The organism is Roseobacter sp. (genome assembly GCF_045106495.1).
Taxonomy (GTDB): Bacteria; Pseudomonadota; Alphaproteobacteria; order Rhodobacterales; family Rhodobacteraceae; genus Roseobacter.
Genome location: NZ_JBGCEQ010000009.1, coordinates 11,793 through 36,106 on the forward strand (window position 1 = coordinate 11,793; position 24,314 = coordinate 36,106).

Below are 24,314 nucleotides of genomic sequence, written 5' to 3' on the forward strand. Positions count from 1 at the left end.
GAGACCGAGACTATGACACTACGTTTAACGCGCCGCGGGATTTTAGCCGCTGGCACGGCAACGCTTTTCACGCCGGCAATCCTGCGTGCGCAAGAGGATTCAATTGCCGTGGGGTCGCTCACACCCAACACCGGCGGCGGTGGGCCATTCGGACCCAATATTACCGCGTCGCACAAACGCGTAGCGGATGCCGTGAACGCCTCCGGTGGTATTTTGGGGAGACAAATCCGCGTTTATCAGGAAAACTCGGAAACCAATCCAGAAACCGCCGTCCGTGCTGCTGACAAACTGATCAACGTCAACGGGGTCAGTGCAATTTTGGGAACGTGGTCCTCGTCCGTAACCTTGGGCGTTATGCCCAAATGTCAGGCTGCAGGTGTGGTCCAAATGTGCACGTCGTCGTCATCCGACATTCCGGTGGCCGACGAAAAAGGGTTGGTGTTTAACTTCCAGCCTCTATCGCCGATCTGGGGCCGCGCAATCGGCAATCTGGTCAAGGCGCGAGGCATTGAAAACTACGGGCTTATGGCGCTCAACAATGACTTTACACGCTCTATGATGGATGGGTTCATCGAGATCGTGGGAACTGATGCCCTGTTGATCGAGCCGTTCTATTATAACGCGCAACAGTCCAGTTACCGTTCGGAAGTAACGCAACTGATCGCCAACAATCCGCAGGCGGTCTTCATACCGTCGTATGTGACCGACTTCACTGCCGTCTATAAAGAGCTGTTCCGACAGGGCTATGAAGGCACTGTAATCACTACATCTTTGTCGACGGGCACGCAGTTTAAGGACGCTGTTGGCAACGCCTCAGAGGGGATTATCCACGGCTTCCCTGTTCCTGCCATCAACTCGTCCGCCTACAAGGAATACTTGGGCGAAGCTGGGTTGGAGGATACCGGGTCGGTGCAACACCCGTTCGGTACGGCGGGTCGAGATCAAATGACGACGCTTCTTTTGGCGATGGAAAAAGCAGGTGCAACAGACGGTCAAAGCGTGGCGAAAGCTGTCTGGGACGTCACCACGGGTGAGGGTAAAACCGTCGTCTATAACCTCGCTGACGGTCTGGCTGCACTGCGAGCAGGCGAAGAGATCAACTACTCTGGCGCCTCTGGTTCAATCGAGTTCGACGAAGAGGGCATGGTACTGGGCCGCGACTTCCAGCTGTCCGAGATCAAGGACGGTCAGGATGTTGTGATCGAACGCCTCGAATTCTAAGCTAACTGGGGGCCGTCAGCGGCCCCCACCTATTTCCAATAAGGAGACAGCTCAATGGCCCGCGTCAGCGATGTCGAAATTTCTCAAGTGCCAGAAGACGTACGCCCGATTTACGAACGCTATGCCCGCGACTACGGCCCGTTTCTCAATCAAGTGCGCGTTTTTGCCCACCGTCCACCAGCACTCAAGCATATCATGGGCCTGCTGCTAGAGTTTTCCGATGAGGCGGTTCTTCCTAAGCGCTATCTTGAAATCGCTTTGGTCACTGTGTCGACGATCAACCGCTGTGAATACTGCATCGCCCATCACGCCCCCCGCGCTATTCACCACGGTCTTCCAGAAGCCGCTGTTCTGGACATTCTTGGCGACACTCCAGACGGCTTCGACACGCTGGATCTATTGGTCCGCGACTACGCCGTTCAAGTGACCAACGATTTTAACCGGATGCGAGACGGCGTGTTCGTCGAGTTGAAAAAACACTTTAGCGAAGAACAGATCGTCGAACTGACGCTGCGCATTGCACTATGTGGATTCTTCAATCGCTTCAACGACGCATTGCAAATCGAAATGGAAGAGGGGGTGGAGCATATCCTGACCTAAGGATTGCTTCAGCAAAAATATGGCAGACCGCAGTAAGGAAGGCCTTTGGGCCTGGAAGCAAAGCGAAAACAACAATCGCATGATCGCCGCTCAAGGCGGGCAATTACTCGACGGACCCGGCAAGGGAGCCATACGTCTTGCGTATTTCGGTGGCTCATGCTTTCGGATCACTACTCCCTCTGGCGTGACGCTGATGATAGACCCTTGGCGCAATCCACCTTGGGGGGGCTGGGATTGGTACCTATATGACTTCCCGCGTTGCGAAGTTGATATCGGTCTGTCCACACACGCCCACTTCGATCACGACAATCTGCATGCTCTTCACGCCAGTACGTTGCTGGACCGGTTGATCGGGCGGTTCGAGTTCGCCGACGTTGCAGTCACGGGTATCGCTGACAAGCACGTATCTGACTCGACCCACAACAAATACGACTGGGCGGGTTTGACCCGTAAGTTAACCCCCATGGAAACCGTGCCACCAGATAATTGGCGATCCTTTGACAACTCCATCCTGATCATTGAAACTGCTGGACTGCGTATTCTTCATTGGGGTGACAACCGGCCCAATCCGCCCGACGAGGTATGGGAAGCCCTCGGTCAGGTTGACATTGCGCTGTTGCCCATCGACGGATCACCCCACGTACTGAGCTACCAGCAAATCGCCGATGTCCGCGCACGTCTAAAGCCGCGGATCACCGTGCCGCACCACTATTTTGTTTGGAACATCACTCACCGCGCATCAACCCTTTTGCCGCCCGACGACTGGATGGCGGACCACCGCAACGCACGGTTCACTAACGCAGGGGAAGTCACCTTAGTTGCAAGTCAAGTGAAGGCAGAAACCGACTTAGCACTGTGCTTCGGTCCCTGTGTCGCTTTCGACCCTGACACACAGCTACTGGCGAAATCCGGCGAGGTCGGCGCATAGGCTTCGCCAAAACAATTGGCGCATACAGATCAAACCTGACTGATGGAATTCCAACTGCACCAGCGCCTTTTTGCATGGGAGTCTTCAAATATGATACCTGAAGTTGTCACATTCGATTTACCGAAAGGTTGCTCTCGTTCGGAAACCTTGAAAAAAATATCGGCAGACCGCACCCGCATGGTCTAAAATCCAGCCCTCCTCCGACAGCACTTCTCATTCGAAGAGGCTCAATCGTTGGGTGGCGGTGTTTACGTATGGAAATCCATGCAAACGGCACAAATGATGGCTTCTGTGTTGCCGACTAACGCCTTGGCATTCAACTTTCGGCAATTCCGCTACCGCTTCCTAGCATCCGATACATAGACGATCAGGAAAGGACACATTGAATCATGACACCTTTCGGGCCCGGGCTTTGGCTTTTCGATGGCCCACCTGTAATGGGCGCGGCGGGCTTTCAGTTTCCCACGAGAATGGCCGTTGTTCGGCTTCCCGACGACGGTGGATTATGGCTCTGGTCGCCGGTCGCTCTGACACCGGAAATTCGAAATACGGTCGATGCTCTTGGGGCCGTCACTCATTTGGTTGCCCCCAACAATTTGCACTACAAGTTCCTTTCTGAATGGGCTGCTGCCTACCCAGACGCACGGGTTTACGGCGCACCTGGACTAACAGAACAAGTCGCGGGTACGGCGATTCACGCAACTTTGTGCAATGAACCAAACCCGGCTTGGGGTGGAGTGTTGGAACAAGTATTGGTGCGTGGAAACCGGATCACAACAGAGATGGTGTTTTTCCACCGCGGGTCGGCAACAGCGTTAGTGACGGACCTTGTGCAACAGATTCCAATAGGCTGGTTTAGCGGTTGGCGAGCAGTGGTAGCCAGACTAGACTTGATGACGGCCCCCATACCGTCCGTACCTCGCAAGTTCCGTATGGCGACGACAGACAAAACAAAAGCACGAGAAGATGTACAACGCATCTTGGAATGGCAAATCGATCGTCTTGTGATGGCTCATGGCGGTCCCTTGACCGCAAATGGAAAAAAAGCGCTGACGGAAGCTTTCGAGTGGTTAATCCGATAGACTGTACTTCCGTGCAATGTGCTCAACCAAGCTGACATTCGAGCGAGCGCCGCGAAGGCCCGATTTGTCCGCGTTGCAGACCTTGACGGCAGATGTTTGCTGCACTGCCGCTATACTTTTCGGCGAGCGCGAAAATTGGGCCGTTAACGACTGTTTTTGGTGTCTTGATTTGGTCCGCTGTCAGACGCGCGGTGCACGTTACTGCGATGTTATACTTCATATCGCGCTAGAAGGATCCCTTGGATGATCTCCGACAATTGAATAGACGATCGATATGATTTCGCTTGGTATTTCTAACCATAGGCTGGAAGTTGAGCTATATGATGACGCACTTGCTAATCTCTAGGAGGCTTATGTACAGCCATACTCGCGCTATGGCTGGATGTATTCGAACCATGTAGAACAGGCGGAAAATGTATTGATTTTGAGTTTTTTTGTCCAGAGTTTACAGCGCCGTTAGCAGAGCCAGAAGTCAAATAGACGGTATTCGCACTAGATCGAGATGTGCGGATTTAATCTGAGGTTTTGCTGTGACATAGCCTGCTATCGTGGCAACTTCAAAACGCGGGTAAGAGCCTAGATCCTGCCTCCCTCACTCATAGATTTTTTCATGACTTGCGTGTTTTTGGGAGCTCGGCTGGGTGTTTAAGTTTGTTCGGAGATAAAGACGCTCGACACAACAGGCTAATTTTGAACTGTTGTCCAAATATGGTTTTTGTGGAGAATTCTACCCGGTGGCGTCTAGTTTAGACGCTGAAGAATTTGGTTCGGTCGCCTCTTGACAGAACGGTTTACCATGCAGCGTTGTCGGCGTTTCATGGATCATAGCTACGACAATCGTCAGTGATGACGCGGAGGAACAACCAAACTGCAGCTTTGCAGGGCCGCCATCCTGTGGTGCTGGCCTTCACTGGATCGATCTCTTAACTCCTCCCACAAACGATGCTAGGATCGAAGCAACGCGCCGCGGTCGGCAAAACCTAGAGTTTGGCTCTGGATGGCGTGACCCTCTCAGGCGACAGCGCGAGAGCCCATAATGTGCGTAACCACATCCTGACGTGTGACCTCTTTAGTGGGAACCTGCGCATTGACTTCGCCGCTATGCATCACGGCGATGCTGTCGGCGCAGCGGAAGACATGCTCGAGATTGTGGCTGACCATGAGCACAGTCAGTCCCTGGTCGCGCAGGCGTTCGATGATCGTCAGAACCCGTTCGGTTTCCTCGACACCCAGTGCCGCCGTTGGTTCGTCCATGATGATCAGCCTCGCATCGGAATGGATGGCCCGACCGATTGCGACCGCTTGTCGCTGCCCTCCCGACATGACGAATGCGCTTGCGTAGGGATTTCCGATGCGTATTCCCACTCGCTCGGTCAGAACTTCCATCGCCTCCGCCCGCATGGTTGCTTTATCCAATACCTTGATGAGACCGCCGAAATACGACCTTATGCGCTCTCGGCCCAGAAAGAAGTTCTGGACAAGGTCAAATGTGCCGACCAGCGCCAGATCTTGATAGATGGCCTCAATCCCGAGGCTCCGCGCAGCTTCCGGGTTCGGGACGGTGATCTCCCGCCCCTTGAAAACAATAGTGCCGGAGGTCGGCGCATGCACGCCCATGATGGTCTTGATGAGCGTGGATTTTCCGGCCCCGTTGTCACCGACAAGGGCCGTCACGCTACCCTGCGCGACTTCCATCGAGGCACCACGCAGTGCTTGTACGCCGCCGAAGGATTTCTTGATGTCCCGCAGCGACAACAGCACCTCCCCCGCTTCGGCGGGGGAGGATTGGGATTCAGGTGACGTTGCCGTCACTTCTGCAGTTCCTTTTCAATCTCGGGCCAGTTTTCCATAAGGCGCAACGCACCCTCTGGCACTTTGGTCAGCACGTCATCGCGCGATGCGACCATCACCATATCGAGCGGATACTGCTTTTCGATCTCTTCACCCTTGGAATGGCGGGCAATAGCATCTGCGATATAGCGGCCGCTGGATTGACTGTCGCGGAAGATGGAACCGCGGATGAGGCCTTCCCAGATCATGTCGAGTTCTGGCGGCACAGCACCGAACCCGAAGACCTCGACACCGTCCTCGCCCATACCCTTAAGTGCATTCGCGACGCCCATGGCCATGGAACTGTTGCCGGCATAGACCGCCTTCACTTCCGGATTTGCGAGGATCAGCCGCTCGGTCGCGTCAAAGGCGCGAGCCTGTTCCCAATAGGCGTAATGTTCGAATCCGATTTCTATTCCCGCATCGCTCCACAGGTCGCGGGCGGTGCCTACGCGCTGCTCGGAAATCTGGTTTCCGGGCTCCGCGAACATCAACCCTACCTTGTCGCCCACAGCCAGAACGTTTTCCAGCGCCCATTTGGCCGTGACCTCGCCGCCCTCGGCGTGCGAATAGCCACTATAAGCCAGCACGTCGACGCCCGCATCCTCGGGGTGCACGTCGAGGTGATTCACGACGATGACTGGAACCCCCGCTTCATTTGCCGCCTGCAACGCTGGAACGATGCCGAAATAATCGATCGGGCCAACGATAATGTAGTCCATGTCGAGGGTGATGAGATCGTCGACGATGTCCAGTTGCTGTTGAACATTCGCTTCGGCGGTCGAGGCGCGGGCGATAAACTCGATGGCCACGCCCTGGCTTTCCATCTCTTCTTGAAAGGCCACGGCGAATTGGCCGAAGTAGTCTAGAGTATCATAGACTGGCGGCGCGAAGCCGATTTTTAGCGGGTCTTCCGCAGCAACGGCGCTGGTGCCAAACCCCATTGCCAGAGAAAATCCCACGGCAATCCCGTACAGTTGTTTCTTCATTTCAGTTCCTCCCATTTTGTCGGGCATACAAGTTTCCGACGACGTCCGGTCAACCGCTCGCCATGCCCCGGCGGCGGAAGCGGTAAAGCTGAATAGCGACGGCAACGACGAGGGTCGTTCCGATGACGATCTGCTGCCAGTAGAACGGCACACCCATCAAGAGCAGACCGTTTTCGGCGACACCGAGAAAAACGGCTCCGAAAAACGTGCCCAGGAGAGTGGCGTATCCGCCAAAAAGGAACGTGCCGCCGAGGACAACGACGGCGATGGCGTGAAGCTCCATTGTCGCCCCTAGCACAGCTTGTGCTGCATTGAGTCGCGCCACCAGCATAGCGCCAGCCAGCCCCGCCAGCGCACCGCACAGGATATAAGCCCCCATTTCATAACGGCGGACGCGGATACCGGCCCGAATAGCAGCACTACGATCACCACCGACCGCCAGCACATAGGTGCCAAAGCGGGTGCAGTTCATTAGAAAAGCGCCCAGAAGAACCACCACAAGTGCGATGGCACCTGCGGCGGGCAGTCCGAAGATCCGACCTTGCCCGATCCAGAGGAACTGTTCTGGGAAGTTGCGGACCTGGTCAGAGCCCATGACAAGATAGGCCAGTCCGCGAACGGCGGTGAGCGTTCCGAGTGTCACGATAAGTGGCGGCACTTTTAATGTAGTGACCGCAAATCCATTGACGCAGCCCACGGCGGCACCCACGCCGACTGCCGCGACGATCGCCATGATCGAGCCCAGCCCGTCACCGAATATGCCGCTCTTAAGAACAAGGCCGGCAACGCAACCTGCCAACGCCACCGTCGAACCGACGGAAAGGTCGATGCCGCGAGCCGCCATGACGATCGTCATGCCCGTGCCGAGGATCAGGAAAATGGCAATCTGACGGAACACGTTGAAGACATTCCGACCATCCACGAAGACCGGATTTATTACCGTGATCAGCACAACAAGCAACACAAGCGGCACCAGCAAACCAAGCGGAGGTACCAGCCCCGGGTTGCGTGCCAGAAAGCCAAAACCTTTTCCGGCTGAGGTTGGTGCATTCAGGTCAGCCGATGTCATTGTTCGCCGATTTCATTCTGTATTTCCTCCCAGCTGACGCGGTAATGCGCCAGCGCGGTTTCAGAAGCAAATTCACTACATAACTACACTAAGTCAAGATAATTAGTGAAGTAAACTCCCGAACCAGAATATCGGGCCTGCCGGGCGGAACTCATATTTTATTGTTTTCAAACCGATAAAGAGGAATCTAGCGATGAAAATCTCGAAGAATCGTTGGAGAAAAGTATCGTAACTTTACTTGATACCAGTTTTTAGTGCAGTTGAGCGGGTTGGAATACGCAAAGTGAAAGGAGGCACTGATGATTTCAGGTAATCCCGACGCCCGCCATCGTGCAGGCTACGCTTCCCGCCAGAATTCCTTTGCGTCGGCTCAGGGCCTCTTATGGGGACGGGATCGATCAAGCCGTCTGTCGCCGACAAGTTGAAACATGACGCAAAGGCAAGAAGGCTGACCCATCTCGACTTGAGTTGCCGGATCACTTGACAGATGACGCCGCGGACACGGGTTGCGCCGGCCGTGACGAAGGGCCCGACGTCAACGCCTTGGCAACGCGGTATTACACCGATCCGAATTTCAAGCTCGATACCTTTGTAAGACTTGAAGGCGTGGCAAAGTATTGGGCCTTCAAACACACCTGCCAGGCATGCCCGTCAAAACTCAAACGCTGCCTCAAGGCAGACTGCCGCTAGATCACCCGCGAACTCGTCCGAGATTTCCAAACCTTTACAGCGCGCTCAATGACAGATCACCGGAGGATCTTAGCAACGGCCTTATTGACGGGACTGCCTGAGTGGTATGTTCATTCCTGTCTTACATCCTTTCAGTAGTGATTGCGCGTAACGAAGGGCGGGAATGCGGGCGGCGACCGCAGCATTCGATGAGTCTGGCCAATGCCGGCAAACGGCCAACCTTGAAAGCGCTCCGACTGTGTAGGCTTCTATCATTTCTGATCAACCAACGCTTCTTCGAATTCGATGCCAAGGCGACTTGCTAGCGTCAAGTGCATTCTTTCGATTCAACAGGTCGCGCTTACGGTCTGCCCAAAGCAGCTGCTAGACAGGTGGTGCAAAAAAACAAGGGGCACTTTGTATTGTTGGAGAAAATCAAGAATTGACAGACAGTGGGGGATCAATGATGGTCGTACGATAAATTCCATATTTGGAATTTCTGATTCTAATTATGAAATATCCGTATGGACCCGACAAAACGTACCTTGCAAGTTCTTGAATACATCATGGCCGCGGGACCCGGGCCGATTAAGCAGGTGGATATCGCCCATGATTGTGGGATGCCGCCTGCGACTGTGAATCGTGTCATTCGGTCTTTGTCGGACTGGGGGTATCTGTTCCGCACAAGCGAAAAATACGTTGTGCGGAATTTCCGGCTGGACCGGAACGTTCCAATGTCAGAGGTCTATCTTGCCAAGCTAGACGACGCGATGCGCAGCTTGTCCGCTGAACTAAATGTGTCTGCCGAAGTTGTCGTGGTGGCCGGCCACGAACTTTTGTGGCATTCCAAGACTGACTATCCTGATCCAAACGTTGTGATCCGGGCAAACGTGGGCTTTCGCCGGTCGCTCTACGAATTGGATGTGTTGTCGCAACTTTACCTCAGCCGACTTGACTGGGACGAAGTTGAAGCACGGTTCTTCACTGACGGTTTCTATGAAACTTCGCGCGCGCGCGGGACAATCGCACCTTTGGCGGTTCAAGATGTAAAACATGTTTTGGATCAACGCCGCAAAGACACCTTTGTCGCCGATCTAAAGGGCAACCACGTCGGTATTCGCCGTTTTGCAACGGTCATTCAAGACCCTGAGGGGAAGTTCCTGCACTTGTTGGCCTTGGCTGAGCCTGCCGAAAAGGACAGCGCCCCCGCCAAGACATACCAAGACGCACTGTTGAAAGTGCGCACCGAGCTTTCAGAGCTTGTTTTCGAAGAAAGTGCTGCATCGCGACTGCAGCCAAAATACCACGTCTTGCCGATGCGCGGAGGATAAGCACGGCAGGCTTCATAATCTGGGAGGAAAAAATGAAGCATCTACTATCGACAACACTCGCATCCAGCATTGCGTTGGCAGCAGCGTTTGGTCCGGCGATGGCTCAAGCGGAAGAAATCAACGTCGTTATGTTCGGCATGCCTTATACCAACGGCTTGGCTAAACTCGCTGGAGATTTTGAGGCCGAGACGGGTATCAAAGCCAATATCGATGTGATCGGACAGGACGTTTTCGAAAACCGTATCACCTTGTCTTTCACAGGCGGTACAGGCGATATCGATGTTGTTCACACGCCTGTCATTCAGGTGCAGCGCTGGATTCAGGCCGGTTGGCTGCAGCCCATGACAGATTTGGTGTCCGAAGAGACGACCTCTGACATTCTAGCAGGACCGCTTGGTGCATATTCTGTGAACGGCGACCAATGGGCGCTGCCTTTCTTTGCTGGCGTGGGCCTGATGAGCTACCGCGAGGATTTGCTTGAGGCAGCTGGTGCCGATGTGCCTCAGACTTGGGAGGACATGCTCGACGTCGCAGCCAAGATTACAACCGACGATCAGGCGGCGATTGCGTTACGAGCTGTTCCGGGCCAGGGCTTTAACATGTTTATCTTCCCGATGGTCATGCGGGCGTATGGAGGGACGTTTTTTGCGGATTATGAAGGCGGCGATTTGACGCCTGCGATCAATTCGCCTGAGAACGCTGAAGCGCTGAAAATTTACACCCAGCTCATCAACGACTACGGCCCTGATGGCGCGGGTAATTTCAACTTTGCTGAGGTGAACGCGGCGGCAAAGAACGGTCAGATCGCATTTGCCGTCGAAGGCACAGGTATCATCAGTCAGATCGTTGACCCGGCACAAAGCCAATTCGCCGACGTAACTGGTATTGCGCTGCCTCCGGGTGGTCCTGCAGGTCGCTCTCCTGCGATCGGTGTGCACGGCATGGGTATCCCGGCAAGCGCGCCGAATGCCGAAGCTTCTGCCAAGTTCATTGAATGGGCGGTAAGCGCTGAGACTGTCGCCAAGATTGCAATGTCAGAATCTTTCCCGGACTTCACCACTGCATCCGTTGCTGAAAACGCTGAGGTCGTGGCGAAGTATGCCGATATTCACCCAGACTTCCTGACAACAAGGGTTGCAGCGCTTGATCTGGCGATCGGTCACTACCGTCCACTCATCCCAGAATGGCCTGCACTTGGTCAGGCTATTGGTGAAAGCGTGAACGCTGCGATCAACGGTCTGATGACGCCCGAAGAAGCGCTTGAGCAAGCCGAAGCGGACATGCGCGACATTCTCGGGCTTTAACTTAAGCTTTAGCTTACCGGCTGCCCAGCGGGGTTTCCTCGCTGGGCAAGCAATTGGGGTTCCGCATGTCAGATCACAACATTACCCGCCGTGGCGCAACTTACGAACTTCAACGTGGCTATCGGATGATGATGGTGCCTGCCGTTTTGGCGGTGGGAATTTTCGCTATCGTCCCGCTTGCGGGCATGTTTGGACTAGCCTTCAGCGACTACCACCTGATCCGTGGCACAAACTGGGAGTTCGGTTTCAAGAACTTTGCCAAGATGCTCTCGGACAAACGTTTGATGAATTCGATCTACGTGATGGCAGCCCTGTCATTCTTTGGGGTGGCCGCGCAAGTCATCATCGGCAGCGCAATTGCAGTAGGCTTGCAAAAAATCACCGGAAAGTGGCGCATTGGCCGGGTGCTCTTTTTGCTGCCCTATGCGGTGCCGCATGTGGCCGTCGCGCTAATTTGGCTGTCGCTGTTCACACCGACACTCTCGCCCATCAACGCGTTCTTCGATCTGTTCGGGATTACGATCCCAGCCTTCCTGACAAGTCAGTGGGGTGCGATTGCAGCGATCGTGATTGCCGATACGTGGACAAATTTCCCCTTTGCGATGCTGATCATCATGGCCGCATTGCAAGGGATTTCTCCTGATCTGGAGGAGGCCGCCGCCATTGATGGTGCAACCCGCATCAAGACGTTCATTTTCATCACACTACCGCTGTTGGCCCCTGCCTTGCTGATGGTGACGCTGTTTCGCTTTATCGACAGCCTAAAGCACTTCCCAATGATCTTTGTGATGACCAAGGGCGGCCCTGGTCGGTCTACACAGGCCACGAACTTTTATGCCTACGTGCAAACGTTCCAGAATTCCAACGTAGCCTACGGGGCCGCTGTTGCTGTGATGCTGTTCCTGATGGCCGCACTCATTGCCTACTACGTGGCAAAACTGAATCAGCGGGTGACAACATGATCGACAACAGCCGCGAGTTTCGGATCAAGCGCGGGTTTGGCCTGACGATGATGTTGGTCCTACTGATCTTTGCCGCGATCCCGACTCTTTGGGTGGTAATCCTGTCTTTCCGCTCCCCAATCGCAATTTTTCAGCCGATCTGGGAAAGCCCCTTTGCCCTCACGTTCGACAACTTTTTCAAGATCACCCGGTCGGATTTTCCAAGTGCCTTACTGAACTCTTTCATCACCGCTGGCCTGTCGACCCTGTTTGCAATGCTTGTCGGGGTTCCGGCTGGCTTCGCTCTCGCCAAAGCGCGGATGTCCGGTAAGTTTGTCGCCTCGTGGGTGTTGTTGCTGTTACGCATGGCACCGCCTGTGGGTTTTGTAATCCCGTTGTTCCTTCTCTACGTGAATGCGGGCCTGATCGACACCTATATTGGATTGGTCTTTGCCTACATGACCCTGACCCTCCCTTTGGTCACCTGGTCGATGTGGAATTCCTTTGCGCAGGTCCCCGATGAGTTGATCGAAGCCGCGATTATGGATGACGCGAGCCTGCTCAAGGCGTTTTTGCTGATCGCCCTGCCGGCCGCGCGCCCCGGAGCCGTGGCTGCCGCGATCCTGGCTTTCCTTGTGGCTTGGAATGACTTTTTCTATGCGCTGATCATCACTCGCTCGGGCACTGCCACGGCCCCCGTCGCGGTGATGAACTTCATCTCTTACGATAGCGTCGATTGGGCCTCGATCGCGGTGGCAAGCATTGCGCTGACGCTGCCGATCTTGCCGCTTATGGCGATTGCTAACCGCTACATCGTGCAATCCCTATCCGGTGCGGTGAAAGGATAATCAATGACCCAACGCCCAAATATCGTCTTCATCATCACCGATCAGCAGCGTTACGACACCATAGCGGCCCTTGGGTTCGATCATATGATCACGCCCAACCTTGATCGGCTGGCTGCGCGCGGCACCGCGTTTGAAAACATGTATATCACCTCGCCCTCTTGTGCGCCCTCGCGCGCCTCGCTGTTCACCGGGACCTATCCGCATACCAATGGTGTGTTTCGCAATGATGAGCCCTGGCAATATTGCTGGGTCAAGGATTTGGCCGAAGCAGGCTATCGCACCTGCAATGTCGGCAAGATGCACACGATGCCGATCGAAGGTGCCTTTGGCTTTCATGAACGTCATGTGACTGAAAACAAGGACCGCGATCATCCGAACCTGCCGTTCTATTTGGACAATTGGGACAAGGCCTATTTTCTGAGCGGGCTCGAAAAACCATCCCGCGTCACACAGCGGCGCAAGGACGGCTATGGCGATAAGCTGGGAGCTTGGGTGTGGGAGCATGATGAAGCGTTGCACCCTGATGTGTTTACTGGGCAGATGGCGAAGTGGTGGTTGAATCGCTACGCAGGCGATGGGCCGTACTTCTTGCAGGTAGGGCTGCCGGGACCACACCCACCCTATGACCCAACGCAAAAGTATCTCGATATGTACGCAGGGCGCCACCTGCCCGAAATGATCCCCCCGGACCCAGAGGCGCAGCCCGAAGCCCTGCAAGGCTTGCGGGACTTCATGCTGGGCGAAGATGCAGACGGCGTCGTTCATCTTCCCGCGGCCACCGCCGAACAGTCGCGCAGGCAACGGGCGCACTACTACGCCAACATGACGATGATCGACACCCAAGTGGGTGAAATCATCGACGCGATCGAAGCGCGGGGCGATCTGGATAACACGATCATCGTCTTCACCTCGGACCATGGGGATGCACTTGGCGATCATGGACATTCGCAGAAATGGAACATGTACCAATCCACGGTGCAGGTGCCTGCAATCGTGGCCGGGCCAGGTATTCCAACTGACAAACGTGTCGCTGACAACGTCGCCCTGTTTGATCTTGGCCCCACGGTTTTAGAGTGGGCACAGACGCATGTACCCGACTGGATGGAGGCGCAATCGCTTGTGCCCTATTTTTCAAGCGGACCTGATCCAGTGCGCACGAAAGTCTTTGCGGAGCATTCCAATGACGCTTTGCTGACGGGCACGCGCCTGATGACGATGCTGTTGGATGGGACAACAAAGCTGGTACATTTCGTGGACAGCGAAGACGGCCAGCTGTTTGATCTGGCGACCGATCCAACCGAACAAACCAACCTTTGGTTCGATCCCGTCCATGCCGACACAAAGGCACGTATGATCAATGACATATTGAAATGGCGCAGTGAAAGCGGGTTGAAAACGCAAGGGTTCATCGATGCCTGCGTGCGTGGCGCACATGCGATGATGTCTCCCCCACCCAATATGGTGCGCGGCCAACACAGAGAAGGAACTCGCTGAATGGGGCGTATCGAACTCAAGGGCGTCCAAAAGGAATTTGGCAGTGTGCATGTCATCCCGCCACTCGATCTTGGTATTGAAAACGGCGAATTTGTTGTTTTTGTCGGGCCGTCGGGCTGCGGGAAATCGACCTTATTGCGCTTGATCGCCGGGCTGGAGGACGTCACCGCTGGAGTGATCGAGATTGACGGCAAGGATGCCACAGACCTGTCCCCCGGCAAGCGTGGGCTGGCGATGGTATTCCAGTCCTATGCGCTTTACCCGCATTTGACCGTGGCCCAAAATATCGCCTTTCCGATGCGCATGGCGGGCTTGTCGCGCGACGAGCAGGCCCGCCGGATCGACAACGCGGCAGAAGTTTTGAACCTCACCGACTATCTGGGACGACGCCCCAAAGAACTTTCAGGCGGCCAGCGTCAACGGGTCGCGATTGGACGGGCCATTGTGCGTGAACCGGCGGCGTTCTTGTTCGATGAACCCTTATCCAATCTGGATGCAGCCCTGCGCGTTGGTATGCGGCAGGAAATCACCGAATTGCACAAGCGCTTAGAGACCACGATGATCTACGTCACCCATGATCAGGTCGAGGCGATGACCATGGCCGATAAGATCGTCGTGCTGAATGCGGGTGTGATCGAACAAATCGGCAGCCCGCTTGAGCTGTATGACACACCGTGCAATCTGTTCGTGGCCTCCTTTATCGGCTCGCCCAAGATGAACATCATTTCAGGGATTCAGGCCGACAAATATGGCGCGGCCTCCATCGGCATCCGTCCCGAACATCTAACCATTTCGACCGATAGCGGCGAATGGAAAGGCACCGCAGGCATTTCAGAGCACCTTGGCAGTGACACTTTTGTCCGAGTGACCGTGAACGGGATCGAAGATACCCTGACCATCCGCGCTCCAGGCAAGTTTCGGTTGGCAATAGGCGATACGGTTTATCTGTCGCCCGAATTGGAGAACCTGCACAAGTTTGATAAGTCAGGCGAAAGGATCACCTAGGCGGCGCAGAATGATGACATCAAAAACGGGTTGCTGCAGTCCTGCGCGTGCTGGTGAAAGACGCCGGCAAAATGACGAGGTTATTGTTAAAGGAACTGGGTCTTATGCCGGAGAATCTGTCGAAGTTCCCGGCGGCACAGCCTTAATTGGAACCGGCCTGCCACAGATCGCCGATGATGGCGAAAGCCCCGCGCGACACAAAAAAGTCAAGGCCTTCCGCATGTCATCCGGGACGATCACAAACGCTGACTTCGCAACGTTTGTCAGTGATACTGGCTATGTAACTGAAGCGGAACGCATCGGCTGGTCCTTCGTCTTTTTTTCGGATGTGCCAGAAGATCAAGGTGCTACCAAAGGCGTCGTTGGAACCGAATGGTGGCGCCTTGTTCATGGGGCAACTTGGCGCGCGCCCAACGGCGCAAAGAGTGAAACGCCGGCGCCTGACCACCCTGTTGTGCAGGTATCATGGAACGATGCCAGAGCCTATGTGCGCTGGTGCGGCGGGCGGCTGCCAACGGAGGTTGAATGGGAACATGCAGCACGAGGCGGTCTTGGGGATGTCCCGTTTCCATGGGGCGACGCCGAGCCGGATGATCACGCTAACATGCCATGCAACATCTGGCAGGGGGTCTTTCCGAACCAGAACACGGGACGCGACGGATTCACGCACACAGCGCCTGCGCACTCTTTTGCGCCGAACGCCTATGGTCTTTACAACATGGTCGGCAATATCTGGGAATGGACCTCTGAACCATTTCGAGTGAAGTCGCTCAAGAAGCGTGCTGCACACAAAATGCTTAGCATGAAGGGTCACAAGCTTCTAAAGGGCGGATCGTATCTGTGCCACCGCAGCTACTGCTACCGCTATCGGATCGCGGCACGCAGCGGGAACACACCTGACAGCGCGACGCCGCATCAGGGCTTTCGCGTGGTATGGGACGCGGCATGAGCGACAGACCCGACATCCTGTTGGTGGTTTTTGACAGCCTGTCAGCTCATGACCTGTGCCTACATCTGGATGATCTGCCAACACTGCGCGGGCTAATGGACGACAGTCTGAATTACACAAACGCCTATACCTGCTGCCCTGAAAGCAGCCCAAGCCGTGCGAGCCTGATGACGGGGCTCGACATCGGCGTACATGGTCTTTGGACTGATGGGGTTACGTTATCGTCGCGCGAAACCACGGTCTCAGAAGCCTTCGCCGCCCAAGGCTATCAAACGTGGCTTGTCGGGCGCAGACAACTTGCGGGGGTCTCAAACTGGACAACGGAACACGCGCGCAGGCTTGAATATCGCACTTTCGACTGGGCGCATGGACCGCTGCACCGGTCCCGACAAAATGCCTACCTGACGTGGTTACAGGCGCAAGCACCAGACGCATATGCCGCAATCTTTCCGCGTCAGCCAGACCCGGACGACACAGCCATTCCAAATGAGCAACGACAGGCGATGATGTCTCTGCCTGACGCGCTCAGTTTTAACGCTTGGGTTGCAGAACAGGCCCTTTCTCAGATAGGCGAAGCATCGTTCTTTGGCATTGCGGGTTTTGTCGTGGGGCAAACTTTGGGTGCTGGCCCAGCGCCTGTTGAAGCGCTTGATCTGCAATCCTTGCGGCAAGCGGACGCAGGTTTGGCAAGGGTTCTGAAATGCTTGCATAAGGACACTGTCGTAGTCGTCACTGCGGGGCGCGGCAGCGTGGCGTCCAAAGATGCGGCTGATGTCTTACGGGAACCCGCGGTCAAGGTGCCTTTGCTTGTTCGGACCGACAAAACGCACGCCATGGCCGTGGATGGCATTGTATCAACCATGGACGTTGCGGCGACGTTCTACGGATTGGCTGGCATGCAACCGCCGCAAAGGGTACAAGGCACGTCTTTGATCTCTGCCCCACCGAGGGGCTGGGCGCTAAGCCGCATGCGCAACCCCAGTTTACCAGAACAAACCGCATTGCGCGCTGAGCAGTGGAAGCTGGTCGTCACACATGGCTCACCTGATGCCACTCGCCTGTTTGACCTTGGCACAGATCCGCAAGAGACGAAAAATTTGGCCAAATCAGCAGATCATCTGGACAGGTTGGAAACCATGCTTGATCTGATGATCGACGCGCGTGTTGCCTTAGAAGACCGCCTCGAACCGCGGATCGCGAAATTCTGACCATGACAAAGCGCCCCAACATCCTGTTCATCTGCACCGATCAACAACGCGGCGACAGCCTTGGCTGCACCGGGGCAACCTGGGCCGTCACGCCCAATCTAGACCAATTGGCCCGCGAAGGTGCGTTGTTCGAAAACTGCTATGTGCAGAACCCGGTATGCAGCCCCTCACGCGCCTCACTGTTCACAGGGAAATACCCGTCCAATCACGGGCTTTATGCCAACGGTGTGCCTTTGCCCGAGGGCCAGCGCCTGTTCACGCGCACGCTGGCCGATGCGGGATATGATTGCGGTATGATCGGCAAACAGCACCTGTCTCCTTGCGATACTTGGCGAACAGAACCACGACACAATGACGGTTATCGCGTGTTCGAATGGGCGCATGGGTCGAACCATCGCGCGCTTGAAAACGACTACCACCGCTGGTTGCGAAAGACGCATCCTGATGTTTACCAGGGCATATTTCCAGACACGGGCGCGAACGAGAATACGGAATACAGCAATCGTGCACGCACCGGCACACCGATTGACCATGTGCCCGCCAAGGCGCATTACTCCCATTGGGTGGGAGAGCGGGCGATTGATTTCATCACGCACGAGCGCAACGACAACGAACCTTTCTTCTTGATGGCCAATTTCTTTGACCCGCATCATTCATTCGGTGCCCCGAAAGAATTCCGCGAAATGATCAATGCTGAAGCGATCCCAGCCCCTGTCACCAAGTCGGGGGAACTAGATGAAAAGCCAACACCGCATCGCGCGTATTCAGAGAAAAGCTACAGTGGCACAGCCCCTGGTTTTCAAGACTACTCTGCCGCCGAGATCAAAGAAATCCGCGCACAGTACTGGGCAATGATTGCACTGATAGATCATGAAGTAGGGCGGATCTTAAAGGCGCTTAAGGACTCAGGCGAACTGGACAACACCTTGGTGATATTCACCTCAGATCACGGTGAAATGCTGGGAAACCACCGTCAATTGCTGAAGGGTCCACAACTCTACGATGATCTGACTCGCGTGCCTCTGATCATTCGGTGGGCAGCTGCGGTGCCGTGTGGCAAGCGGGTACCAAATCCTGTGCAATGGATCGACCTGACCGCTACCATTCTTGACGCCTCGGGCTGTTCCCCCGGCGTCGGGGTACAAGGTGAAACACTCATCCCTCTTGCGTCCGGTCAAACGGAAAATTTCCGCCCATGGGCACTGAGCGAATACCGCTATTCCGGCTTTGCCACCGACCCTTTGATCATGACCACAATGCTGCGCTATGAGGATTGGAAACTGATCCTGTGGCATGGGCCGCCCGCCTGCGGGAATGCGCGGGATGGAGAGATGTACGACCTCACAAACGACCCTGATGAGTTGTGTAATCTCTTCAATAGCCCAGACCACATTGCGATGCGGCACAAAATGAAATGGCGCATGTGCGATGCAATGGCCGAAGCCGAAGACAAAACAAGGCAAGACAAGAGACTTTGGTGAACAGAGGGTTGCGCGCGATCCTTGAGCGATCTCATCGAGAAAATCTGGCTAATTGGACTCACGCCGCGCCATATACAGTACCGTGGTCTCTGTTGATCCGCATGGCTGCGGGTCTTATAGACACCGACCTCTTTGGCAGCGGTGTCCCGGTCATCTTGCCACAACGCGCAAATGCCTTTGTGATAGGCGATTTTCTTGGTCCAGCGCGGGTCATCGGTGTTTGTTGCTAGCCGCGTGAGAACATCGTGGGCCTTATGGAGATAGATGTACTTTGCATAACCGATTCCATATGAAAAGTTGTCGTACGCAAGAGAGCTATGTCCAGTAAAGGCATAAGTTGTGCATTTTGTTCCTTTCCCCCACCCCACGACCCTCACTCATTAATGCTGTCGGTTCATCCGGCGGGTCCTGACCATCCTCATTGGCGTCGACGATGGGCATTTTCAGTGTCGGTAATAATGCGACAATACTCGAAGAAAAAGTCTCGAACAGGCATCGTGACAACTGGTGCTAGCCCATGCTCAAGATTGTCCTGAGCAAGTTCTTCAACGGCTGCTCTTGCACTGTGAAGAAACTCATCGATGTCACCATTTCGGATACCCGCTGCATCTGCCCAATTTAATTGAGTTCGCTTGGAGTTAAGGGATCAAAGTGCCAATGCTGCGTTGTCGGCGTTTCATAGATCATAGCTACGACAATCATCAGTGACGCACTGAAAAAACGAAACTGCAGTTTTGGACTGCCGCCATCCTGAAGTGCTGACATGCGGTGGATCGATCTCATAATTCGCGCTCTCCCAAACGATCCTAGGATTGGATCAACGCGCCGAGGTCGGCAGAACCTAGGGATTGGCTTCTGGATGGAGCGATACTCTCAGGCGACTGCGCCGGAGCCCATGATAAGTGTGACCACGTCCTGACGCGTCATCTCGTTGATGGGGAACTGCGCATTGAATTCGCCTCTAAGTTCGGCCACTTCGAGATCGCGCAGCTGCAACGAATGTCGGGAAAGCGGGTGCAACCACAGAATTAAGATGATCGGAGATATGTCTCCTTTGGATCGCAAGCTCAGTCTTTAGTATCTTCCCCTTGGAGCTTGCTGGCCTCCAAGCTAACTCAATTCGACCATTCACGCTTAGCCTTGTGGGGTCAAACCGATAAAGCGTTCGCTCCTGAAGTTAAGAATGCGATAGAAATGCTCGCGCCCTTTGGCGGTGCGCGAGCAATTTCAATGTTGTTGCCTAGGTAAAAATTCCAAATTGGGCTAAGCTGCCAACCCTTCGGGTTTCTTGCCTGCTTCCAGATGAGCGATGAACCACGCTGGTTTGCGCCCCATACCAGACCAGGTCTGTTTCGGATTGTTGGGGTTCTTGTACTTCGCTTTCGATACCACCTTTGATTTCGCGGCCAGCTTGGGAGTTGTTTTCGCCACCGGTTTGCTTGCTGCGTCTGCTGCCGATTTGGAAACGGCTTTTGGCGCTACTTTGCGCTTCGGCTTGGTTGCCGCTTTGACCGCTGCCTTGGGAGCTGTTTTTGCCACCGGTTTGCTTGCTGCTTCTGCTGCCGATTTGGAAACGGCCTGTAGCGCTACTTTACGCTTCGACTTGGTTGCCGCCTTGACCGATGCCTTGGGAGCTGCTTTGCGTGTGACCTTCTTTGGCATCTTTGGGAGTTTCGCGTTGTGCAGACGAACTATTTCAGCAAATTCGACGCCGTGCTTCTTTGCGACTGCTTCCATCTGCGCAAGCGCTTCTTGGCGAGCCAGTTCCTGTCGCCGTTTCTCGATCTTCGCGCTCAGCTTGTCTAAATCGGATGCATTCATTTTGCTGACATCAACTGCCATGGGTAATTCCTTCTTTGCTATTTGACGCTGCTGCCATAGCAACAAGGGATGATTAAAATCTTAATGGCTAATCTGCTGCTGAGGTGGCACCCCCCCGAAATAATGAGGTGTTTGTCGGTAGGATTTTCAACGACAAACGAGGAGATTCTGACGAAACAATCGAAGTAGAGCGAAGCCAAGATCATGGTTACTTTGAACCAAGCGGAAAGCGGTGCGCCTATTGCGGACCTGTGCCGTAAGCATGGGCTGAGTACGGCCAGCTTTTACAAGTGGCGTGCTAATTATGGCGGCATGGAGGCGTCGTCTATCTCGCGGATCAAAGCGTGGGACGAAGAGAACAAGCGTCTCAAGAAGATGTATGCTGAGAATAGTATGCAGAATGATTTCCTGAAGGAATCTCTTGGAAAAAAGTGGTTAGGTCGTCTCAACGCAAAGAGATGGCCCAAGGCTTAGCAATCGAAGTGGACTTCTCGCTGCCATCAGAACGGATCGTGCGTACGTTGAACCACATCATCGGCTGGCGTGGCAAGCCGCTGGCCATTCGTGTATGCGCGCAGCAGTCAATTGCGGAATTGACGCTTTTGCCCCTCCAAATCATTGAACCCGACGGTCTGGACTCAGCCCTTAGGGCAGGGCTGTCTTGTTGCACAAACCCGCGCGTATAGGGGGGTTGCGCAACAGGATTTTGAGCAAGCTAAGCCATTGAATCTACGTTGCCGTCAGGCGTGTTGCGTAGTGGACCTGTTGCGAGACGTTATTGCGGAATCGGAGAGGTATTAACCATATCTCATCATCTGCGTAGCCAGTTGACCCGGCCAGCGATATTCATCAGTTGGGTGGACAGGAGTAATGATAATCATAACAGTGTTCCCACCGTCCGTTGTGATTTTGGAATAACTGGGAGCAATATGAAAGTTACCAGATTTTTGATACTTTTTTCATGTTGCCGTTTATCGTAAGCGCACAAGAGCTGTCAGATGTAAACGGTATTTGTCATCGTGCCATAGCTGGTAGTGACACAAACGTTTCTCATGGCGATGCAGGAGATGTAATTGTTGACCGCTTTGGGCAGGCTCTCAATTTCTGTGCAACAGTTTCTAGTTTTACTGATTGTATTGGCACAGCAAATGACGCTGCATTTCACGCGCTCGAAGTGGCGCGCAATAATATTGATAGCTCATTTTTGGCATCAACCCTTCCTGGAACAAAAGCAGCTTGGGAGGAATTTGAGGAATCCCTGGAGCGCATGCGAGATATGGAAGTGACAAGCGCTGATGATCAAATGGAGCGATTTAGAAAATCTTTCGAAGCATCTATGCTGAACAACGATCTTCTAAACTAGCCGGGAATTTTTCCTTTGGAAATTAACTATCATAAAGATGGCACTGTTAGCATCGACTACAGTTCTGGATCGGATTCTCTTCATTCGCGGATGGCGCGTCCAGCTTTCGAGGCACGTGTCCAAGAATTCAATGACCTTGTCACGTAGCAGTTAACGCGGTTCTTCTTCAAAGAGTGTGATAGTTGAGCGCATGCGCACTATTGCATGCTATCATGCATATGAAGTCGAGATTGTCCCCCGGTCCTGGGGTCAAAGTTCAGGAGGTCATGCTTCAAGACGAAGACAACTGGCTTGTTTTCGTCGAAGCCAAACCAATCGGTATCTGCCCAGGTTGCGGAATCCGAAGCCGCCATCGTCACGGCCAGCGCGCCCGTCAGTTGGCAGATTTGCCGATCCAAGGACGCACGGTAACGGTGAGGATGATGCTCACACGCTGGCAGTGTCGGCACCGAATGTGCAGGCGAAGGACATTCTCCAACCAGCATCCAACGGTTGCACTGCCAAATGCGCATCGGACTGCGAGAATGGCGGAAGTCGTGGGTCTCGTGGGTCATGGAATGGGTGGACGTCCGGCCGAAACTTTGTTGCATCGGCTGGGAATGCCGATCAGTGACACGACGATCCTGCGCCAGGTAAAGCGGGACAAACCAAAGACTTTGCAGGATGACGACGTTCGGGTGTTAGGTATTGATGATTGGAGCTGGCGGCGGTCTTCGCGCTACGGAACGATCATGGTGGATCTCGAGAAAAGATCTGTCGTCGATATTCTGGATGATCGCAGTGTTGAGAGCGTCAAAGCATGGCTGCAAGAACGCCCGTCGATCGAAGTCGTCAGCAGAGACCGTTGCGGTCTTTATGCGCAGGCTGCCCGGGAGGGCGCGCCTCAAGCCAGACAAGTGGCAGATCGATTTCATCTAGTCCAAAACCTTAAAGCAGCAATCAAGGCTCAAATGAGCTTTTGCGGACATGGAAATGTCCGGCCGATCTTGTCAGAAGACAAGTTAGCATGCGCAAGGTCACAAAAACACTTTGCCCGCTTGGCACACAGACAATCACGCAAAGAAATCTTCGATGAGCTTCACGCTTTGCGTCAACGTGGCCTGTCATATAGCGAGATTGGCAGGCGCACAGGCTATGACCGCCGCAGCGTCGCAAACTGGCTTTCTTCAAGTGCTCCCCGGGACCGCAAAAGGGCAGATTTGAAGACGACGTCTCCCTTGTATTTTGAGGAATTTCTCGCTGAGTGCTGGAAAAACGGAAATCGAAATGGCCGTCACCTATTCCATGACTTAAAGAACCGTGGCTACACCGGCAGTCGCCCAAATCTGGAACGTCTGTTGAAGGAATGGCGCAACCCCGAACCACCAAAGTCGGATGAAGCGCCGGTCGAGGTGTTTGAGCCCGTCCGCGATCCCGATACTGGTTACAAGATTTCGACGGACTTCGCCGCAACTCTGTGCATAAAGCCGAGGAGCAAATTGTCAGAAAGTCAGGCCAGAAAAGTCGAGGCACTGAAAAATGGCTCTGTGCCGTTTACAACCATGCGGGGCTTGGCCATGCGTTTCGATGGCATCCTGCGAAGCAGCAACCCGTGTTTGGTAGAAGATTGGATCGACGATGCGATTGAAACAGAACTTGTCGAAATGGTGCGGTTTGCCCGAGTTCTGCACCGAGATATCGAGGCCGTGTAGAATGCCGTGGAACTTCCATGGAGCAATGGCCAAGCTGAAGGGCAGATAAACCGCCTCAAAACACTGAAACGGTCCATGTATGGACGTGCAGGGCATGAACTTATGCGGGCAAGGATGCTGCCGCGAAATCACACTCTTTGAAGAAGAACCCTTTTAAGTGCTAAGTGACAGCTGGCATTACGTCGCGCCTGGAAAGCCCATGCAGAACGGCCTGGTCGAAAGCTTCAACGGAAGGATGCGCGAGGAATGCCTCAACGAACACCTGTTCCCGTCTCTGCGCCATGCCTGCCGCGTGATTGCGGCATGGCGCGCTGACTACAATCACCACCGGCCTCATTCCAGCCTCGCTGGTCTGACGCCACACGAATATGCTAACCGGTCAAATCGAGACCAAAACCTGAACAGAGCTAACCCTCTCGAAGTTGCACTGTCTAGCTACTAGATCGAACTTGGCAGTCGCTAATAAGTCGTGTTAGAAAACCTCGGACGA

At 54.4% G+C, this 24,314-nt stretch carries 20 protein-coding genes and 3 pseudogenes; 18 read left to right on the top strand and 5 right to left on the bottom strand.

Translation table 11 applies throughout. From position 1 onward, the window contains the following. Positions 1 to 12 precede the first annotated feature (12 nt). The 4 genes from AB8B75_RS06880 to AB8B75_RS06895 all read left to right on the top strand — a co-directional run bounded on the left by AB8B75_RS06880 (position 13) and on the right by AB8B75_RS06895 (position 3,831). On the top strand, positions 13 to 1,221 hold the full coding sequence (locus AB8B75_RS06880) for an ABC transporter substrate-binding protein (protein WP_405360925.1): 1,209 nt from the start codon (positions 13 to 15) through the stop codon (positions 1,219 to 1,221). A gap of 54 nt (positions 1,222 to 1,275) precedes the next feature. Continuing rightward, a complete protein-coding gene (locus tag AB8B75_RS06885; protein ID WP_405360926.1) occupies positions 1,276 to 1,821 on the top strand; it encodes a carboxymuconolactone decarboxylase family protein in 546 nt (181 codons plus the stop codon). Between the two features lie 19 nt (positions 1,822 to 1,840). Further along, on the top strand, positions 1,841 to 2,749 hold the full coding sequence (locus tag AB8B75_RS06890) for an MBL fold metallo-hydrolase (protein ID WP_405360927.1): 909 nt from the start codon (positions 1,841 to 1,843) through the stop codon (positions 2,747 to 2,749). A gap of 389 nt (positions 2,750 to 3,138) precedes the next feature. Beyond that, positions 3,139 to 3,831 (top strand): DUF4336 domain-containing protein, encoded by a 693-nt coding sequence (locus AB8B75_RS06895; protein WP_405360929.1) that lies wholly within the window; start codon positions 3,139 to 3,141, stop codon positions 3,829 to 3,831. Positions 3,832 to 4,842: 1,011 nt separating this feature from the next. Here AB8B75_RS06895 and AB8B75_RS06900 read toward each other — a convergent pair. From AB8B75_RS06900 to AB8B75_RS06910, 3 genes are read right to left on the bottom strand one after another with little or no spacing between them, the layout of a single operon-like run. After that, positions 4,843 to 5,643 (bottom strand): ATP-binding cassette domain-containing protein, encoded by an 801-nt coding sequence (locus AB8B75_RS06900; RefSeq protein ID WP_405360930.1) that lies wholly within the window; start codon positions 5,641 to 5,643, stop codon positions 4,843 to 4,845. Continuing rightward, positions 5,640 to 6,677, bottom strand: coding sequence for a sugar ABC transporter substrate-binding protein (locus AB8B75_RS06905; RefSeq protein ID WP_405360931.1), 1,038 nt, complete (start codon positions 6,675 to 6,677; stop codon positions 5,640 to 5,642). Before AB8B75_RS06905 ends, AB8B75_RS06900 begins: the two co-directional genes overlap by 4 nt. A 22-nt stretch (positions 6,678 to 6,699) precedes the next feature. Then, on the bottom strand, positions 6,700 to 7,719 hold the full coding sequence (locus tag AB8B75_RS06910) for an ABC transporter permease (protein WP_405360933.1): 1,020 nt from the start codon (positions 7,717 to 7,719) through the stop codon (positions 6,700 to 6,702). A gap of 480 nt (positions 7,720 to 8,199) precedes the next feature. Between AB8B75_RS06910 and AB8B75_RS06915 the strand changes: the two genes are divergently transcribed. From AB8B75_RS06915 to AB8B75_RS06960, 10 genes are all read left to right on the top strand, one after another. Beyond that, positions 8,200 to 8,409: a hypothetical protein gene (locus AB8B75_RS06915; RefSeq protein WP_405360935.1), complete on the top strand. Its 210-nt coding sequence runs from the start codon at positions 8,200 to 8,202 to the stop codon at positions 8,407 to 8,409. A 503-nt stretch (positions 8,410 to 8,912) separates the two neighbouring features. Then, complete coding sequence (locus AB8B75_RS06920) at positions 8,913 to 9,719, top strand: helix-turn-helix domain-containing protein (RefSeq protein ID WP_405360936.1); 807 nt, start codon at positions 8,913 to 8,915, stop codon at positions 9,717 to 9,719. A 32-nt stretch (positions 9,720 to 9,751) separates the two neighbouring features. After that, on the top strand, positions 9,752 to 11,023 hold the full coding sequence (locus tag AB8B75_RS06925) for an ABC transporter substrate-binding protein (RefSeq protein WP_405360937.1): 1,272 nt from the start codon (positions 9,752 to 9,754) through the stop codon (positions 11,021 to 11,023). A gap of 65 nt (positions 11,024 to 11,088) precedes the next feature. Then, positions 11,089 to 11,985, top strand: a complete 897-nt coding sequence (locus AB8B75_RS06930; RefSeq protein WP_405360938.1) for a carbohydrate ABC transporter permease — start codon at positions 11,089 to 11,091, stop codon at positions 11,983 to 11,985. Then, positions 11,982 to 12,812: a carbohydrate ABC transporter permease gene (locus AB8B75_RS06935; RefSeq protein WP_405360939.1), complete on the top strand. Its 831-nt coding sequence runs from the start codon at positions 11,982 to 11,984 to the stop codon at positions 12,810 to 12,812. The genes AB8B75_RS06930 and AB8B75_RS06935 overlap by 4 nt, the downstream gene beginning before the upstream one ends. 3 nt (positions 12,813 to 12,815) lie before the next feature. After that, the gene (locus AB8B75_RS06940) at positions 12,816 to 14,306 is read left to right on the top strand and encodes a sulfatase (RefSeq protein WP_405360940.1); all 1,491 of its coding nucleotides are present in this window, start codon (positions 12,816 to 12,818) and stop codon (positions 14,304 to 14,306) included. Further along, positions 14,307 to 15,311 (top strand): ABC transporter ATP-binding protein, encoded by a 1,005-nt coding sequence (locus AB8B75_RS06945; RefSeq protein WP_405360941.1) that lies wholly within the window; start codon positions 14,307 to 14,309, stop codon positions 15,309 to 15,311. It begins immediately after the preceding gene. A gap of 10 nt (positions 15,312 to 15,321) precedes the next feature. Beyond that, a complete protein-coding gene (locus AB8B75_RS06950; RefSeq protein ID WP_405360942.1) occupies positions 15,322 to 16,260 on the top strand; it encodes a formylglycine-generating enzyme family protein in 939 nt (312 codons plus the stop codon). Then, the gene (locus AB8B75_RS06955; protein WP_405360943.1) at positions 16,257 to 17,468 is read left to right on the top strand and encodes a sulfatase; all 1,212 of its coding nucleotides are present in this window, start codon (positions 16,257 to 16,259) and stop codon (positions 17,466 to 17,468) included. Before AB8B75_RS06950 ends, AB8B75_RS06955 begins: the two co-directional genes overlap by 4 nt. 2 nt (positions 17,469 to 17,470) lie before the next feature. Further along, complete coding sequence (locus AB8B75_RS06960; protein ID WP_405360945.1) at positions 17,471 to 18,949, top strand: sulfatase-like hydrolase/transferase; 1,479 nt, start codon at positions 17,471 to 17,473, stop codon at positions 18,947 to 18,949. Positions 18,950 to 19,822: 873 nt separating this feature from the next. Here the strand turns inward: AB8B75_RS06960 and AB8B75_RS06965 are convergent. Continuing rightward, positions 19,823 to 20,014: a hypothetical protein gene (locus tag AB8B75_RS06965; RefSeq protein WP_405360946.1), complete on the bottom strand. Its 192-nt coding sequence runs from the start codon at positions 20,012 to 20,014 to the stop codon at positions 19,823 to 19,825. A gap of 198 nt (positions 20,015 to 20,212) precedes the next feature. Continuing rightward, positions 20,213 to 20,791: an H-NS family nucleoid-associated regulatory protein gene (locus AB8B75_RS06970; protein ID WP_405360947.1), complete on the bottom strand. Its 579-nt coding sequence runs from the start codon at positions 20,789 to 20,791 to the stop codon at positions 20,213 to 20,215. A gap of 183 nt (positions 20,792 to 20,974) precedes the next feature. Here AB8B75_RS06970 and AB8B75_RS06975 point away from each other — a divergent pair. From AB8B75_RS06975 to AB8B75_RS06990, 4 genes and pseudogenes are all read left to right on the top strand, one after another. Continuing rightward, a pseudogene (locus AB8B75_RS06975) lies at positions 20,975 to 21,237 on the top strand (transposase); the annotation flags it as partial. Between the two features lie 494 nt (positions 21,238 to 21,731). Then, on the top strand, positions 21,732 to 22,133 hold the full coding sequence (locus tag AB8B75_RS06980) for a hypothetical protein (protein WP_405360948.1): 402 nt from the start codon (positions 21,732 to 21,734) through the stop codon (positions 22,131 to 22,133). Between the two features lie 266 nt (positions 22,134 to 22,399). Then, a pseudogene (locus AB8B75_RS06985) lies at positions 22,400 to 23,965 on the top strand (ISL3 family transposase). A gap of 31 nt (positions 23,966 to 23,996) precedes the next feature. Further along, positions 23,997 to 24,266, top strand: a pseudogene (locus AB8B75_RS06990) (transposase); the annotation flags it as partial. Positions 24,267 to 24,314: the final 48 nt, after the last annotated feature.